Source organism: Pseudoxanthomonas sacheonensis (assembly GCF_010093305.1).
GTDB classification, from domain to species: domain Bacteria; phylum Pseudomonadota; class Gammaproteobacteria; order Xanthomonadales; family Xanthomonadaceae; genus Pseudoxanthomonas_A; species Pseudoxanthomonas_A sacheonensis.
Window position 1 is genome coordinate 49,150 of record NZ_PDWS01000009.1, and the last position, 15,450, is coordinate 64,599.

The following is a 15,450-nucleotide window of genomic DNA, read 5'->3' on the forward strand; positions in this document are numbered from 1 at the left end:
AAGCGTGTCGGCGATGAGGACTGATCGATTCCCGATTCCCGATTCCCCATTCGCGGATGGGCGTTCAGCCCATCCGGTAATTCGGCGGCTCTTTGGTGATCTGCACGTCGTGCACATGGCTTTCGCGCTGGCCCGCACCGGTGATGGTGACGAAGCTGGGTTTCTTCTGCATCTCATCAATGGTGGCGCAGCCCACATAGCCCATGGTGGCGCGCAGGCCGCCGACCAGCTGGTGGATGATGTTGCCGACCGATCCGCGATACGGCACGCGGCCTTCGATGCCTTCGGGCACCAGCTTGTCCGCATCGGACGCGTCCTGGAAATAACGGTCCTTGCTGCCCTTTTCCATCGCGCCCAGGCTGCCCATGCCGCGGTAGCTTTTGTAGCTGCGGCCCTGGAACAATTCGACTTCGCCCGGCGCTTCTTCGGTACCGGCGAACAAACCGCCGATCATCACCGTGGAGGCGCCGGCCACGATCGCCTTGCCGATATCGCCGGAATAGCGGATGCCGCCGTCGGCGATCAGCGGAATACGGTCCTGCAAGGCTTCGGCGACCATCGACACCGCAGTGATCTGCGGCACGCCGACGCCGGCGACCATGCGCGTGGTGCAAATGGAGCCCGGACCCACACCGACTTTGACCGCGTCGGCACCGGCATCCATCAAAGCCAGCGCGGCATCGCCGGTGACGATGTTGCCGCCGATCACTTGCAGCTGCGGGAAACGCTTCTTGATCCAGGCCACGCGATCCAGCACGCCCTGCGAATGGCCGTGCGCGGTGTCGACGATGACCACGTCCACACCGGCAGCGACCAGCGCTTCCACGCGCTGGTCGGTGTCGCCGCCCACGCCCAGCGCCGCGCCGACCAGCAGGCGCGTGGCGCTGTCCTTGGCGGCGTTGGGATTGTCGGTCTTCTTCTGGATGTCCTTGACCGTGATCAGGCCGCGCAGCTCGAAGTTGTCGTTGACCACCAGCACCTTCTCGATGCGGTGCTTGTGCAGCAACTGCACCACTTCGCCGTCGCTGGCGCCTTCGCGCACGGTGACCAGGCGATCCTTCTTGGTCATGATGTGGCGGACCGGGTCGTCCAGCTTGGTTTCGAAACGCATGTCGCGGCTGGTGACGATGCCCAGCAACTGGTTGCCATCGACCACCGGCACGCCGGAGATATTACGGGCGCGAGTAAGCGCCAGCACGTCGCCGATAGTGGTCTCAGGACCTACGGTGAAGGGGTCCTTGATGACGCCCGCTTCGAATTTCTTGACCTTTGCCACCTCAGCCGCCTGCTGCTCGACGGTGAGGTTCTTGTGCAGGATGCCGATGCCGCCCAGCTGTGCCATGGCGATGGCCAGGCGCGCTTCGGTGACGGTGTCCATGGCGGCGGAGACGATCGGCAGCTTCAGCCGCAGGTCGCGGGTCAGGCGCGTGCCGAGGTCGACATCCTTGGGCAGGACAAGGGAATGCGCGGGGACGAGGGAAACGTCGTCGTAGGTGAGAGCTTCAGCCTGGATGCGTAGCATCGGCGGACCCGTTTGGTGGGGAAGCGCGTAATTGTACTATTTTGGCGGCTCAAATGTCCCTACGCGGACGATGCAACGAAGTGTTGCGCTCCCTTCTCCCCTCGGGAGAAGAGCCTGCCCCGTACTTGATACGGGGTGCCCGAAGGGCGGATGAGGGTACGGCGGAGTCCAGTTGGTTCTCACGCTACTGACTTCGCCGCACCCTCACCCCAACCCCTCTCCCGCTGGGAGAGGGGCTTTAAGCTGCGGCTTCCGCCGCCTCCAGCGTGTTCTGCATCAGCGTGGCCACGGTCATGGGCCCTACCCCGCCTGGAACCGGGGTGATCCAGCTGGCACGCTTGGCGGCGGCGTCGAAGCCCACATCGCCGACCAGGCTGCCGTCCTCCAGGCGATTGATGCCCACGTCGATGACCACCGACCCGGGCTTGACCCACTCCCCCGGGATCAAGCCGGGACGGCCGGCGGCCACCACCAGGATGTCCGCGTCGCGCACCCTCGCCTCCAGCACGGCGGCGGGCGTGAACTTGTGGCAGCTGGTCACCGTGCAGCCCGCGATCAGCAGCTCCAGCGCCATCGGCCGACCCACATGGTTGCTGACCCCGACGATGGTCGCGTTCTGGCCGCGCACCGGCTTGTCGGTGTAGCCCAGCAAGGTGGTGATGCCGCGCGGCGTGCAGGGACGCAGGCCGAACTCGCGCAGTGCCAGGTGGCCGACGTTTTCGGGGTGGAAGCCGTCCACGTCCTTGCGCGGGTCGATGCGGTGGATCAGGCGGCTGGCATCGGGAATGCCGGGCAGCGGCAGCTGGACCAGAATGCCGTGGACCTTGGGGTCGGCATTGAGCCTGTCGATCAGGGCCAGCAACTCGTGCTCGGAAGTCCCGGCCGGCAAATCGTGGTCGAAGGCCTCTATGCCGACCTTCTCGGCCGCGCGGCGCTTGTTGCGCACATACACGGTGGAAGCCGGGTCGCCCCCGACCAGGACCACCGCCAGGCCCGGGCGCGGCAGACCTGCGGCGACGCGGGCGTCGACCTTGGCCTTGAGCTCGTCGAGCAGGTTCTCGGCGATGCGGCGGCCGTCGAGGATGCGGGCGGTATGGGCGCTGGGGGAAGCTGGGGTCATCTAGGGCGCGGGTGTAAAGTCGTTGGCCCCTATTGTCCCCGATTCAGCCATGTCCGACACCACCGAACTCGAAGCCGCCGCCTTCCGCCGCCTGCTGCGGCACCTCAACGTCGAACGCAGCGACGTACAGAACATCGATCTGATGATCCTGGCCGGCTTCTGCCGCAACTGCCTGTCCGACTGGTACCGCGAGGCCGCCGAAGCCGCCGGACAGCCGATGAGCAAGGACGAAGCGCGCGAGCGCGTGTACGGGATGCCGTTCGCGGAATGGAAGGCGAAGTTCCAGCAGGAAGCCACACCGGAGAAACTGGCCGCATTCGCCGAAGCGCAGCGGGGCCACGGCTGATGCGGCGGCTGGTGAACCCGCTGCTCGGCATCGCCGTGCCGTAGGCGCTGCTTCTGCTTTATGCGGGCATCTGCACCCTGCACTTCTTCAGGCAACTTCCAGACAACTCGAATGCTATCCCGAGCGTAGCGAGGGATTTGCTCTTGCCTGCAAAAGCAGCAGATCCCTCGCTACGCTCGGGACGACAAGACGAGGGTCGTTGGGACCCACTTAACCGGTGCGCGAATCCGGATCGGGACTGTTGATGATGTCCGCGGTTTCCTTGTTCAAGGCCTGTCCTTCGCGCTTGGGCGTGGTGAACGGCGTGGGCGTGGGCTTGGGAGCGTTGCCCAACATCAACGGAATACCGGCGCGAACGTCCCCGGCCGCCATTTCCAGTTCGAAACGTTCGGCATCCCGGCGCCGGATCTCGGTGGCGATGCGTTCGGCCTCTTCCTGCGCGACTCCCAGCTCGACCAGCGCCGCGACGCCGAAATTCACCGCCGATTCGAACGTCTCCCGGATCTGGTAGTCCACGCCGGCGTTGATCAACTCCAGCGAATGCTCGCGGTCGTAGGAGCGCACCAGCAGCCGCGCCTGCGGGAACTGCGCCTTGGCCAGTTCCACGATGCGCGTGGCCGCAACCTTGTCGTCGACGCACACCGCGATCGCGCGCGCGCTGTCGGCGCCCGAAGCGTGCAGCACGTCCAGCCGCGTGCCGTCGCCGTAATAGATCTTGAAACCGAACTCCTCGGCGCTGCGGATCATCTCGATGTCGGTGTCGATAATGGTCACGTCCACGTCGCGCGCCAGCAGCGACTGGCTCATGACCTGGCCGAAGCGGCCGAAACCGATGATCAGCACGCTGCCGCTCAGTCCGCGCGCCTCGTCGATGCCTTCCAGCGACTCCTGCGCCTTCGGCGTCACCCGCCTGAGCAGGATCACGAACAATGGCGTCAGCCCCATCGACAGCACCACGATGGCGGTGAGGTTGGCGTTGACCGTGGCGTCGATGACACGGGCGGCGGCAGCCGCGGAGAACAGCACGAAGGCGAATTCGCCGCCCTGCGCCATCAACACCGCCCGGTCCAGCGCCTCGCGGTGCGGGCTGCGGGTGGCACGGGCCACCACATAGATGCACAACGCCTTGGTCGCCATCATCGCCAGCACACCGGACACGATCAGCGGCCAGTTGCGCGCCACCACGGCCAGATCCAGCGACATGCCGACGCTGAGGAAGAACAGGCCCAACAGGATGCCGCGGAAGGGTTCGATGTCCGCTTCGATCTGGTGGCGGAAGGTGGATTCGGACAACAGCACTCCCGCCAGGAACGCGCCCATCGCCATCGACAGGCCGCCGATCTGCATCAGCAGCGCCGAACCCAGCACCACCAGCAGCGCCGCCGCGGTCATCACCTCGCGCGCCTTGGCAGTCGCGAGAATCCGGAACAGCGGATTGAGCAACCAGATACCCGCGGCGATGAGTCCAGCAAGACTGGCCACGCCGATGCCCACGCTCAGCCATCTGGAGCCATCGGCATGGTCCGGCACCACGGGGGACATGAAGGCGACGATCGCCAGCAACGGCACGATCAACAGGTCTTCGAACAAAAGGACCGATACGATCTTCTGCCCGCGCGGCAGCGCGATGTCGCCGCGTTCGCCCAGCAATTGCATGACGATGGCCGTCGAGGTGAGCACGAAACCGGCCGCGCCGACGAAAGACACCGGCACGCTGAAACCGTAAGCCAGCCCGACGCCAGTCAATGCGACCGTGCAGACCGCGATCTGCAGGCTTCCCAATCCGAATATCTGCCGACGCAGGCCCCACAGGTGCGAGGGCCGCATCTCCAGACCGATGACGAACAGGAACATCACCACGCCCAATTCAGCGACATGCAGGATGGATTGCGGGTCGGAAAACCAGGCGAAGCCGAAGGGCCCGATCAACAACCCGGCGGCCAGATAGCCCAACACCGAGCCCAGACCCAGGCGGCGGAACAGAGGCACGGCTACTACGGCCGCACCCAGCAGTGCGACGACCTTGATCAGATCGCTGGAGACGGCTTCTGTGGCCAAACTGGAATTTCCTGCGGCGGGCATTACAGGTTAACCGCTGCCAGCCGCGATTCCGAGTCCGGACGAAGCTTTCAGTGTTTCGTACGCGGCACTCTGCGCAGGGCGAAGCTTTCCCAAGCCGCGACCAGGACCATCACGCCGGTGGTGAACGCGCCCAGAGCCAATGCCGACAACTGGTGCGCGAATGCGAAAGGCGCCACCGCCGCCAACAGCGCAAGCCCCGCCAGATGCGACAACGGGGGCAGTTTGCGGTCGTTCGATGTCCATTTGAACAAGGCATTGCCCAGCAGATACAGCGCCGGGCCGGCAAGAATGACGGCGACGCCCAAGGTTTCGGCATGCCCGGGATGCACCAGCACGATTTCATCGGCCACCGCGCAGACGATGATGCCGGCGACGATCAGCAGATGCAGGTAGGTGTAGGCCAGACGCGCGATGCGGCCAGGGTCGTCGGAATGCGCGATGCGGTGGCTGGCGCGTTCGGAGGCAGTGTCGAAATACATCCACCACATGGCCACGCTGCCCAGGAAGGAAACCAGGAAGGCGGCTACGGTGGCGGGGTTGGTCGGCAATCCGGCGAATGTCGCACCCGTGACCAGGATCGATTCGCCTAGCGCGATGATCACGAACAACGCGCAGCGTTCGGCTATGTGGCCGCCGTCCACATCCCATTCCGCCGTGGTCGAACGCCCCAGCCCGGGCACCCAGAAGGCGACCGATGGCGATACGTATTCGATGGCGATGGCCACCAGCCACAAACCGGTGCGTAGCGCGCCCTGCTCGAAACCACCCCATACCCAGAACACCGCGGAAGCCAGAAACCAGATCAGGATGCGTTGGAAATTATGCGACTGCGCGGCTCCTTCCCCGCGCAGAGCCCAGAGCATGAACAAGTTGCGGCCCACTTGCATTGCCGCGAAGGCGCAAGCGAACAGCAGGCCTTTTTCGCCGAACGCTTCCGGTATGGAAGACGACATCAGCAGCCCGCCCAGCATCAGCGCGAACAGCATGACCCGCACCGGCACTTTTTCCGGATCCAGCCAGTTGGTGACCCACGAGGTGAATATCCACAACCACCACACCGCCATCAGCAGCATCAGCGTATGCAGCGCGCCGGTCGGCGTCAGATGGGCCAGCAGGCCGTGCGACAACTGGGTGACGGCGAAAACGAAGACCAGATCGAAGAACAACTCGACCATGGAGACCTTGCCGCTGTCGTGCTGGCCACGTTTGCGCAGCAACGAATGGGAATGGATGTTCATACTAGCGATCCTTTCGCGAACCCGTGTCGCGGCATCAACGGCCGCGGCCCTTCCAGGCCAATAGCCATGCGCCTAGTACGGGGATCGCGAAGATGACCGACTGGATCGGCAACTCTTCCTGCAGCGAATATCCGTGCGACATGCCGGTGCGCAGATTCCACAACGTCGCCAGCAACCAGACAGCCGTGAATATCCAGGCGGTAGTGGTGCGTTTGGCGGACTTGGTCAACCACATAGCCAACGCCATGAACACCAGACCGGTCACGATGAAAATGAGGGTACGCATAGCCAACTCCCCAGTTGAATGATCTCATGGCGAACGATATCGGATTTTCTTCTGCGACGGTCGAATCAGCCCCCGCAGAATTTCTGATAATCGATATAGCCCGGAAACGGCTTGTCCGGCGCGCAAACCACGCAATCGGGGTCCGGCCGCAAGCGCATTTCACGGAAGCGCATTGCCAGCGCATCGAATTGCAGCAACCGACCGCTCAGCGGTTCGCCGATGCCCAGCAACAGCTTGATCGCCTCGTTGGCCTGCAGCAGCCCGATCACGCCGGGCAATACGCCCAGCACGCCGGCCTCGGCGCAATTGGGCGCGAACTCGGCCGCCGGCGGTTCCGGGAACAGGCAGCGGTAGCACGGCGCCTGCCCGCGATGGCGGCCGGCGTCGAACACGCTCACCTGCCCTTCGAAACGCTGCACTGCGCCGTACACCAGCGGCTTGCCCAATTTCACGCAGGCGTCGTTGAGCAGATAGCGCACCGGAAAATTGTCGGCACCGTCGATCACCACATCCACGTCCGCCAGCAGGCGTTCGATGTTGCCGGCCACGACGCGTTCGGCGACCGCTTCGATCCGCGTGCGCGGATTCAAAGCCGAAAGCGCGATCTGGGCCGAGACGACCTTCGCTTCGCCTATCCGCGCCTCGGTATGCAGGATCTGGCGCTGCAGGTTGCTGCGGTCTACCACGTCGTCATCTGCGATACGCAGATGGCCGATTCCCGCTGCGGCAAGATAGAACGCCGCCGGCGAACCCAGCCCGCCGGCGCCGATCATCAACACCCGAGAAGCCTCGAGTTTGCGCTGGCCCTCCACACCCACTTCCTGCAGGCGCAGATGGCGCGAATAGCGGTCCATGAAATCGGCTTCATCGGCATCCAACTGCGGCCTGACCACCGGCAGACCTTCGGCCATCCAGCGCGTGGTGCCGCCGGCGACGGAAGACAGATTCAGGTAACCGGCCTGGTTGAGGAAGGCAGCCGACTGCATGGATCGGGCGCCGCTCTGGCAGATCAGCAGGATCTCCGCGGCGCGTTCGGGCAGGTGCAGGCCGGGGTCGGCTTCCAGATCGGCTTTGGCTATGCCCAGCGAACCTTCGGCCTGCCCGCCGGCGCGCTCGTGCGCTTCGCGGACATCGATCAGTACGGCGCCATGGGTCTGGCGCTGGCGGGCTTGGGTGGGGGTGATTTCGGGGATGGACATGGCGGGATTATCGCGCTGTTTGCTTCCCTTCTCCCACTGGGAGAAGGTGGCGCGTAGCGCCGGATGAGGGAGGGAGAACGACTTGCAAGAAGAAGGTTCAGTCAAGCTGATGATCCACTCCCTCATCCGCCCTTCGGGCACCTTCTCCCTCCGGGAGAAGGAAAGCTAGTACGCCAGCACTTCCACGACGCTGCCTTCTTCGAATTCCTGTACCCCCTCCCCCAAAACGATCAGGACATCGCTGTCGGCCGCCGCACGCAGGCGGTGGGAGGCATCGGCGCTGTTCGGCGCCACGCCAAGCACGCCGTCCTGTCCGCACTGCAGGCGCCCGCGCAGGAACTCCAGGCGCTCGTGCGATTTATTCCACGACGCTGTGAGCCGCGCGAAACGCCTTGCACGCGGCTCCGCCCTGCCCTGCAAGCCGTCCAGCAACTGGCGCCCCAGGGTGAGAAAAGTGGCGAGCACCGAAACCGGATTGCCGGGCAAACCCAGAAACAGCGCCCGATCCAGATTTCCGAAAAGCACCGGCATGCCCGGTTTCATTTTCACTTTCCAGAAGTGGATCTCGCCCTGCGCGCCCAGCAGCGCGGGCAAGTGGTCTTTCTCACCGGCCGAAACACCGCCGCAGGTGATGACCAGGTCGAACGCCGAAGCCGCATCGCGCAGCGCGGTTTCGATGCGGGCCGGGTCGTCCGGCAAAGCTGGCCAAGCGACGGGTTCCAGGCCTTCCGCGCGCAGCAGACCCATCAACAGCTCGCGGTTGCTGTTGTAGATCTGCCCGGGAAGCAGCGGCAACCCCGGCTCCACCAGTTCATCGCCGGTAGTGAACACCGCGACCGTGGGGCGTTGCGAGACTTCCAGCTCGGCCACGCCCAGCGCGGCCGCCAGACTGACGCGCGCGGGAGACAGGACCGAGCCTGCGCGGAGCACCACGTCGCCGGCCCGCACGTCTTCGCCGGCGCGGCGAATGTCGGCACCAGCCGCCACGCCTGCCGGCACCGTCAGCAAGCCATCGTGTTCATGCGTCTCTTCCTTGATGACGACCGTATCGGCACCGGCCGGAAGCGGCGCACCGGTGGTAATGCGGATGCATTGACCGGATTGCAGCGCCTGGGCCAGCAGCGGTCCTGCGAACTGCGCACCGACGATGCGCAACTCCGTATCGTTTCCCGGATGCAAATCGGCATGGCGCAGCGCGAAGCCGTCCATCCGGCTGTTGTCGAAAGCGGGCAGGTCGATGGGCGCGCTGAGGTCCTGCGCCAGGATGCGTCCGTCCACTCGTTTGATCGCCAGGCGTTCATGGCCGAGCCTGCGCTCGGCCGCGACCCGCTCCACGATGCGCACGGCATCGTCGTAGCCGATGCGTGTGGGAAAGCCGTCCATCGTCCCCGCCACCGGAGGCCGCGCTTACTTGCCGCGCTTGACGTGCCGGATCAGGCGGCGCTTCTTGGCCACCTGTTTGTCGGTCAGCACGTTCTTCTTGCCTTCGTAAGGATTCACCGAATCCTTGAAGATGAAACGCACCGGCGTACCCACCATCTTGAAACGCTTGCGGAAGAAGTTCTCCAGATAGCGCTTGTAGGATTCGGGCAGCACCTTCAGGCGGGTACCGTGGACCACGAAGGTCGGCGGATTGAGGCCGGCGGGATGCGCGAACCGCAATTTCGGCGCATGGCCGCGCACAGCGGGCGGCGGATTGGTTTCGTAGGCCACTTCCAGGGCCTTGGTCACTTCGCTGGTGCCGTGTTCCTTGGTGGCCGAGGCGTGCGCGCGGTGGATGGCGCGGAACAGTTCGCGCAGGCCGGAACCGTGCTTGGCGGAAATGCGCACGTTTTCGGCCCATTCCACGAAATTGAGCTTGCGCGACAGCAGCGATTCGGTCTGCTCGCGCTGGTAGGTTTCCAGGCCGTCCCACTTGTTCACCGCGATCACCAGCGCGCGGCCGGCGTCGAGGATCGCCCCCAGCACGGTCGCATCCTGGTCGGTCACTCCTTCGGTGGCGTCCAGCATTAGCACCGCGACCTGGCATTGCTCGATCGACTGCAGGGTCTTGATGATGCTGAAGATCTCGACGGCTTCTTCGACCTTCGATTTGCGCCGCAGGCCGGCGGTATCGACCAGACGGTACTGGCGGCCGTCGCGTTCCATGTCCACGGCGATCGAATCGCGGGTGGTGCCCGGTACTTCCGAGGCGATCATGCGCTCTTCGCCCAGCAGCCGGTTGAACAACGTGGACTTGCCGACGTTGGGGCGGCCGACGAAAGCGATGCGCACGCGCGCCGGATCGTTGTCCAGCACTTCGGTGGTGCCTTCTTCGGGCAGCCTTGCGTGCACTTCCTCCAGCAACTCGTCGATGCCCTGGCGGTGCGCGGCCGACACGGTGATGACGTCGTTGAAGCCGTAGCGCGAGAATTCCGAGATCGCGGTGGATTCTTCCAGACCATCGATCTTGTTGATCACCAGCAACGTGGGGCGCGAGCTCTTGCGCAGCCAGGCCAGGATGTCGTCGTCCAGCGTCGAGGCGCCCTCGCGGCCGTCGACGATGAACAGGACCAGGTCCGCCTCTTCGGCCGCAGCCCGCGCCTGACGCGCGGTGGCGCCGGCCAGACCTTCCTCTTCGCCTGCGATGCCGCCGGTGTCCACCACCATGAACGGATTCTCTTCGTCCAGGCGGCAGATGCCGTAGTTGCGGTCGCGGGTCACCCCGGGCTGGTCGTGGACCAGCGCATCGCGGCTGCGCGTGAGTGCGTTGAAGAGCGTCGATTTGCCCACGTTGGGGCGGCCGACCAGTGCGACGAGGGGAAGCATATTGAAAACCGGGAATCGGGAATGGGGAATGGGAACAGCGGATTCCCAGTCGCCCGATTATCCTCCATCCGACCGCGGAAAATCGAAAATGACGGATCGAGCTGGATCGGGGTCGCTACCGCGCCCTAGCGACTCCCTGTTCTCGACTCCCTGTTCTCGATTCCCTATTCCTGCCTCACTGCAGGCGGAATGCGGTCAGTTCGCCTTCGACGTTCTGCACCAGCAGGATCCCGTCGGCCACCACCGGCTTGGCGCGCACCGCCTTGCCGCCGACTCGTTCGCGGGCCGCTTCCTCGCCGTTGTCCAGGCGCAGCCAATGCACGTAGCCGTCGAAATCCCCGACCACCGCGTAATCGCCGTGCACCGTCGCCGCGGTCAGCGAGCGGCGGGCCAGGGTCACGTTGGACCACATCGGCGCACCCGAGCTCTTGTCCAGCGCCCAGACCGAACCGGCCGGATCGGCGACGATCACACTGCCCGAGGACAGGCCCAGCCCGCCCGGTCCGCCGTTGTCGCGGGTCCACAGCGGACGGCCGCTGGGGCCATCGATGGCGACCGTTTCCTTCTTGAAGCTGGTGGCATAGACCGTGGTGTCGTCGAGCACGGCGGCGCCATCGACGTCGGCCATGCGTTCCAGTTCGGTGCGCCCCTCGGGCACGCCGATAACCTGATTCCACAGCGGACGCCCGTCGTTCAAGCCCATGGCCGAAAGCGTGCCATCGTCATTGCCGACGAACACCACGCCCGGACCCAGGGTCACCGGCGCATTGCCGCGAACGGTCAGACTTGGAAGATCATGGTTGGAGAACCAGCGACGCTCGCCGGTGGCGGCATCGAAAGCCGAAACGCGGCCATCGTTGGACCGTACCAGCACCAAACCCTGCCCGACGGCGGGCGCTGCGATCACTTCGTTGGGCACCTTGGCCTGCCACTTCTCCGCACCGGTGGCCGCATCCAGCGCGATCACCTTGCCGTCCAGCGAACCGATCACCACCAGCCCATCGCCGGCACCGGGACCGCCGGACAACCTTTCTTCGGACTCGTATTCCCACACGGTCTTTCCGGTCTGCAGATCGAAAGCGCGCACGCCGCCCTCCACAGCCGCCGCATAGACGCGGCCATCGGCCACTGCAGGACCCTGGTTCACGCCCAGACGGTCTTCGCCCTTGCCCGCGTTGGCGCTCCACAATTTGGAAACAGTGGCGGTAGCGGTGAAATCGACCAGCTCGGCCGGCTCGGTGGGTTTGCCGTCGTCCTTGTCCTTGCTGAACCAGCCTTTGACCGTGCTGCAGCCGGACAACACCATCGCCAGGACCGCGATCGCCATAATGCGTTTGAACATGAAAACCGGCCTCATCAAGTTGGCTGCGCGGGCTTGGGCGGTGTGCCGCCCAGATCGCTGAGTTTCAGCTCGACCAGGCGACGCTGCGGCGCAGCCACATCCATCGCGGTGAGAGCCTTCAAATAAGTGTCGCGCGCCTGATCCCGCTTGCCCGTGGCCAGCAACGCATCGCCGCGCGCTTCCAGGCTGGCGCTGTCGGCGGCGTCGCCCAGGACTTTCAGGGCCTCTTCGCCCTTGCCGGCATCGGTCAGCAGCTTGGCGAGGCGCAAGTCGACCAGCGATTGCAGATTCCCGTCGGCCTTGATGCCGCGGAGCGTGGCGATCGCGGCTTCGGCCTGGCCGGCATCGACCTGGGCCTTGGCCAGCCGCAGCGCGGCAAGATTCGCATACGCGTTGCCGCTTTCAAGCTTGCCGACTTCGGCCTGGGCCTTCTTCAGATCGGCCGCGCCTATGCTGTCCAGCGCGGCCTGGTAACTTACATTGGCCTGTTCGGCTTGCTGTACCTGCCGCTTCTGCCACCACTGCCAGCCAAAAATAACCGCGAGTCCCAAGGCTATGCCGCCGACCAATCCGGCGCCGTTGTTTTTCAGCCAATTGCGGACGCGCTCGCTTTGTTCGTGCTCATCGAGCAGATCGTCGATCGCCATGCGTACTCTCGCCCCGTCTGAGCGGGGTCTTCGATTCGGGGTTGGACGGGATTATCCGGTGGGGACCCGTACGCAGGTCAGTTGGCGACCGGCGCAAGGGAACCATCAGAGGATACCGCAAAGCGCGCAATGTTCGCTCGCTTGTACGGCGTCAGGTCCACCGTACTACCTGCTTGCTGAACCACGACCGCCGCTGCGTTGCCCAACACGACACGTCCGACTTCCCCGTTGCGGAAACTGCGTTCCTCGCCCGCCTTGAGCAGGCCGTACTCGAGATTGACGCCACCCGGCGCGTCGATCTGTACCCAGCTGTCGCCCGTCATGCGCAGGGTCAGTCCGCTGGCGCCGTTGCGCGGCAGCGGCGTCAGCGACGCGACATACGGTGCGGCTTGCGTACTGGCGGCGGCCGGCGGCTTGCCGGCGACGCCGCCCTGCTCGGCCGACGCCGCTGGCGCGGGCACGACGTCCAGCGAAGCGGTGGCCTGGGAGCCTTGACCCAGATGCGATTGGGTAGCCACCCAGACCGGCACCGCGATCGCGGCCGTGATGACCACGTAGACCGCTCGGCGCGCAACGCTTTCCAATACCCGTTGATAGCGGGGAGTGTGGCTGTGGCTGACCAGTTCCACCGGGCGCACGCCCTGCAAGTCGGCACGTTCCAGATACGGCTCGATATCGACCTTGAGCAGCCTGGCGTAACTGCGCAGCTGCCCGCGCAGGAACACCGGCGCGCCCAGCACCTGCCAGTTCTCTTCTTCCAGCGCCTGCACTACGCGGACAGGCATTTTCAATTGACTGCCCACCTCCTGCAGACTCAGTCCCGCACGCTCTCGCGCCTGGCGCAGGGCGGGCCCGCAGCCTTCGGCATAACGACCCGCAGACGTCGGGTCCAGTGGTGTCTGGTCAGTCATGGCCTTGTTTTCCCCAGGGGTCCGCGGTAACCACATCGGGGAACTCCGCCCGTAACCGCTGAACATATCGGCTGGCGGCGGCCTTGTCGCCCAGCTTTTCTTCTATACCAGCCGCCAGTTGTAGCACGGCTGCGCTGGCGGGTGCAGCAGCCAATCTTCGTTCTGTGAAGGCCCTCGCTTGAAAATAGCGACCCTGGCGGTATTCGCTCTCGGCCAGGGAGGCCAGCGCATAGGCGTTTTGCGGTGCTATCGAGAGCGCTTTGCGCAGATCGCGGTCGGCGCGTTCGTACTGGCCGGTCTTCAGCGCGCAGCCGCCTGCGTTGGCCAGGGCCGATTCCGGCGTGCCGTAATCCGGCGCCGCGAGCGCCCGGTCGAACCAGACCAGGGACTCGGCGGGAAAGCCGTTGCCGCACAGCCAGGCGCCGTAGTTGTTGAGCACTCCGCCCCTCTTGGGCGCGGCCTCGGCGGCACGCTTGAAGTATTCCCCGGCCTGGGCGCTCGCCCCTTTCTTGTCGGCGATGACCGCCAGCAGGGTCAATGCCTCGACGGAGGAAGGGTTCGCCTTGAGCGCTGCGGAAGCCTCGGCCTCCGCCATCTTGAGGTCGCCCGCGTTGAGCCGTTGCTCTGCCAGGCTCAGCCTGCGCTCGGCCGCCATCCGTTGGGTGGTCTTGGCGTCGTCGACGACATGGTAGTCGGGCGCCACGTATTCGGCCCGCTGCTCCTTCATGGCGGGCACCATGAAGGCCCGGCATGCGGTCAGCAGCGGCAACAGCAGCAGTACGGCGAATGCAGCGCTACGCAGCCGCATCATCGATCCCTTGCGACTGCAGGTGCAGGCGGAACTCGGCCTGGCGCCGCGTGCGGTCGACCACCTGCCCCTTCAGCTGGCCGCAGGCCGCATCGATATCGTCGCCGCGCGTACGCCGGACCATGGTGAGCACTTGCGAATCCAGCAGGATCTTCTGGAAGGCGCGGATGTCGGCATCGGTGCTGCGCTCGTAGCGCGTGCCGGGAAACGGGTTGAAGGGGATCAGGTTGACCTTGCCCGCATCCTTCGACTGCACGGCGTTGTCGAACTGGCGCATCAGGCGCGCCAGTTCGCGCGCGTGCTGGGGCTGGTCGTTGACGCCGCGCATCATGGTGTATTCGAAAGTCACCGAATCGCGCTTCTTGTTGTGCCGCACGTAGCGCGCGCAGGCGGCCATCAGTTCGGCGATCGGGTATTTCTTGTTCAACGGAACCAGCTCGGTGCGCAGCTCGTCGTTGGCCGCATGCAGCGACACCGCCAGCGACACGTCGGATTCGACCGAAAGACGGTCGATCATCGGCACCATGCCGGCGGTGGAAAGCGTCACGCGCTTGTTGGCCAGACCGTAGCCCAGATCGTCGCGCATCACGCTCATGGCGCGCACGACGTTGTCGAAATTCATCAACGGCTCGCCCATGCCCATCATCACCACGTTGGTGAGCTTGCGCTGCAGGTGCGGCACGTTGCCCAGATGGCGCGCGGCCACCCAGACCTGGCCGATGATTTCGGCCGTGGAAAGATTGCGGTTGAAGCCCTGGGTGGCAGTGGAGCAGAACTGGCAGTTGAGCGCGCAACCTACCTGCGAAGACACGCAAAGCGTGCCGCGACCCTTGTCCGGAATGAACACGGTTTCGATGGAATTCTTGCCGTCCATTCCCAACAGCCACTTGTGGGTGCCGTCGGCGGAAGGCTTTTCGAACTGTATCTGCGGAACCACGACCTCGGCATGCTGCTGGAGCTTGGCGCGCAGCGCCTTGCCGAGGTCGGTCATGGCATCGAAATCGGTGACATAACGGTGATGGATCCACTTCATCACCTGGTGGGCGCGGTAGCGCTGTTCGCCGAGAGTATCGGCGAAGAAGCGCTCCAGGCCCTCGCGATCGAGGTTGAGCAAGTTCTGTTTCTTGACGACCTCGTTCAC

14 protein-coding genes are annotated in these 15,450 nt (G+C 64.9%); 1 reads left to right on the top strand and 13 read right to left on the bottom strand.

Features of this window, described 5'->3' with window-relative positions; genetic code table 11:
* Positions 1-64: 64 nt before the first annotated feature.
* Positions 65-1,522, bottom strand: a complete 1,458-nt coding sequence (guaB, locus tag CSC73_RS09465) for an IMP dehydrogenase (protein WP_093280197.1) — start codon at positions 1,520-1,522, stop codon at positions 65-67.
* 238 nt (positions 1,523-1,760) lie between these two features.
* A complete protein-coding gene (folD, locus tag CSC73_RS09470) occupies positions 1,761-2,642 on the bottom strand; it encodes a bifunctional methylenetetrahydrofolate dehydrogenase/methenyltetrahydrofolate cyclohydrolase FolD (RefSeq protein WP_163840195.1) in 882 nt (293 codons plus the stop codon).
* Between the two features lie 49 nt (positions 2,643-2,691).
* Here folD and CSC73_RS09475 point away from each other — a divergent pair, with 49 nt between their 5' ends.
* Entirely contained in the window at positions 2,692-2,988 is a 297-nt protein-coding gene (locus tag CSC73_RS09475) for a DUF1244 domain-containing protein (protein WP_163840196.1), read from the top strand.
* 210 nt (positions 2,989-3,198) lie between these two features.
* On the opposite strand, the gene CSC73_RS09480 is transcribed toward CSC73_RS09475, so the two are convergent.
* The 11 genes from CSC73_RS09480 to rlmN all read right to left on the bottom strand — a co-directional run bounded on the left by CSC73_RS09480 (position 3,199) and on the right by rlmN (position 15,450).
* Positions 3,199-5,046: a monovalent cation:proton antiporter-2 (CPA2) family protein gene (locus CSC73_RS09480; RefSeq protein ID WP_163840197.1), complete on the bottom strand. Its 1,848-nt coding sequence runs from the start codon at positions 5,044-5,046 to the stop codon at positions 3,199-3,201.
* Between the two features lie 71 nt (positions 5,047-5,117).
* Positions 5,118-6,308 carry a low temperature requirement protein A gene (locus tag CSC73_RS09485; protein WP_163840198.1) on the bottom strand — a complete coding sequence of 397 codons (1,191 nt, stop codon included), beginning with the start codon at positions 6,306-6,308 and terminating at the stop codon, positions 5,118-5,120.
* A 34-nt stretch (positions 6,309-6,342) separates the two neighbouring features.
* A complete protein-coding gene (locus CSC73_RS09490; protein ID WP_163840199.1) occupies positions 6,343-6,594 on the bottom strand; it encodes a hypothetical protein in 252 nt (83 codons plus the stop codon).
* 65 nt (positions 6,595-6,659) lie between these two features.
* Positions 6,660-7,793 (bottom strand): molybdopterin-synthase adenylyltransferase MoeB, encoded by a 1,134-nt coding sequence (gene moeB, locus CSC73_RS09495; RefSeq protein ID WP_163840200.1) that lies wholly within the window; start codon positions 7,791-7,793, stop codon positions 6,660-6,662.
* Positions 7,794-7,958: 165 nt separating this feature from the next.
* Positions 7,959-9,176 (bottom strand): molybdopterin molybdotransferase MoeA, encoded by a 1,218-nt coding sequence (locus CSC73_RS09500; protein WP_163840201.1) that lies wholly within the window; start codon positions 9,174-9,176, stop codon positions 7,959-7,961.
* 24 nt (positions 9,177-9,200) lie between these two features.
* Positions 9,201-10,601 carry a ribosome biogenesis GTPase Der gene (gene der / locus CSC73_RS09505; RefSeq protein ID WP_163840202.1) on the bottom strand — a complete coding sequence of 467 codons (1,401 nt, stop codon included), beginning with the start codon at positions 10,599-10,601 and terminating at the stop codon, positions 9,201-9,203.
* 175 nt (positions 10,602-10,776) lie between these two features.
* Positions 10,777-11,958: an outer membrane protein assembly factor BamB gene (gene bamB, locus CSC73_RS09510; protein ID WP_163840203.1), complete on the bottom strand. Its 1,182-nt coding sequence runs from the start codon at positions 11,956-11,958 to the stop codon at positions 10,777-10,779.
* The gene (locus tag CSC73_RS09515) at positions 11,958-12,590 is read right to left on the bottom strand and encodes a YfgM family protein (protein WP_163840204.1); all 633 of its coding nucleotides are present in this window, start codon (positions 12,588-12,590) and stop codon (positions 11,958-11,960) included. The genes bamB and CSC73_RS09515 overlap by 1 nt, the downstream gene beginning before the upstream one ends.
* Positions 12,591-12,667: 77 nt before the next feature.
* Entirely contained in the window at positions 12,668-13,501 is an 834-nt protein-coding gene (locus tag CSC73_RS09520) for a helix-turn-helix domain-containing protein (protein WP_163840205.1), read from the bottom strand.
* Entirely contained in the window at positions 13,494-14,309 is an 816-nt protein-coding gene (pilW, locus tag CSC73_RS09525; RefSeq protein WP_163840275.1) for a type IV pilus biogenesis/stability protein PilW, read from the bottom strand. Before pilW ends, CSC73_RS09520 begins: the two co-directional genes overlap by 8 nt.
* Positions 14,296-15,450, bottom strand: a complete 1,155-nt coding sequence (gene rlmN, locus CSC73_RS09530) for a dual-specificity RNA methyltransferase RlmN (RefSeq protein ID WP_163840206.1) — start codon at positions 15,448-15,450, stop codon at positions 14,296-14,298. Before rlmN ends, pilW begins: the two co-directional genes overlap by 14 nt.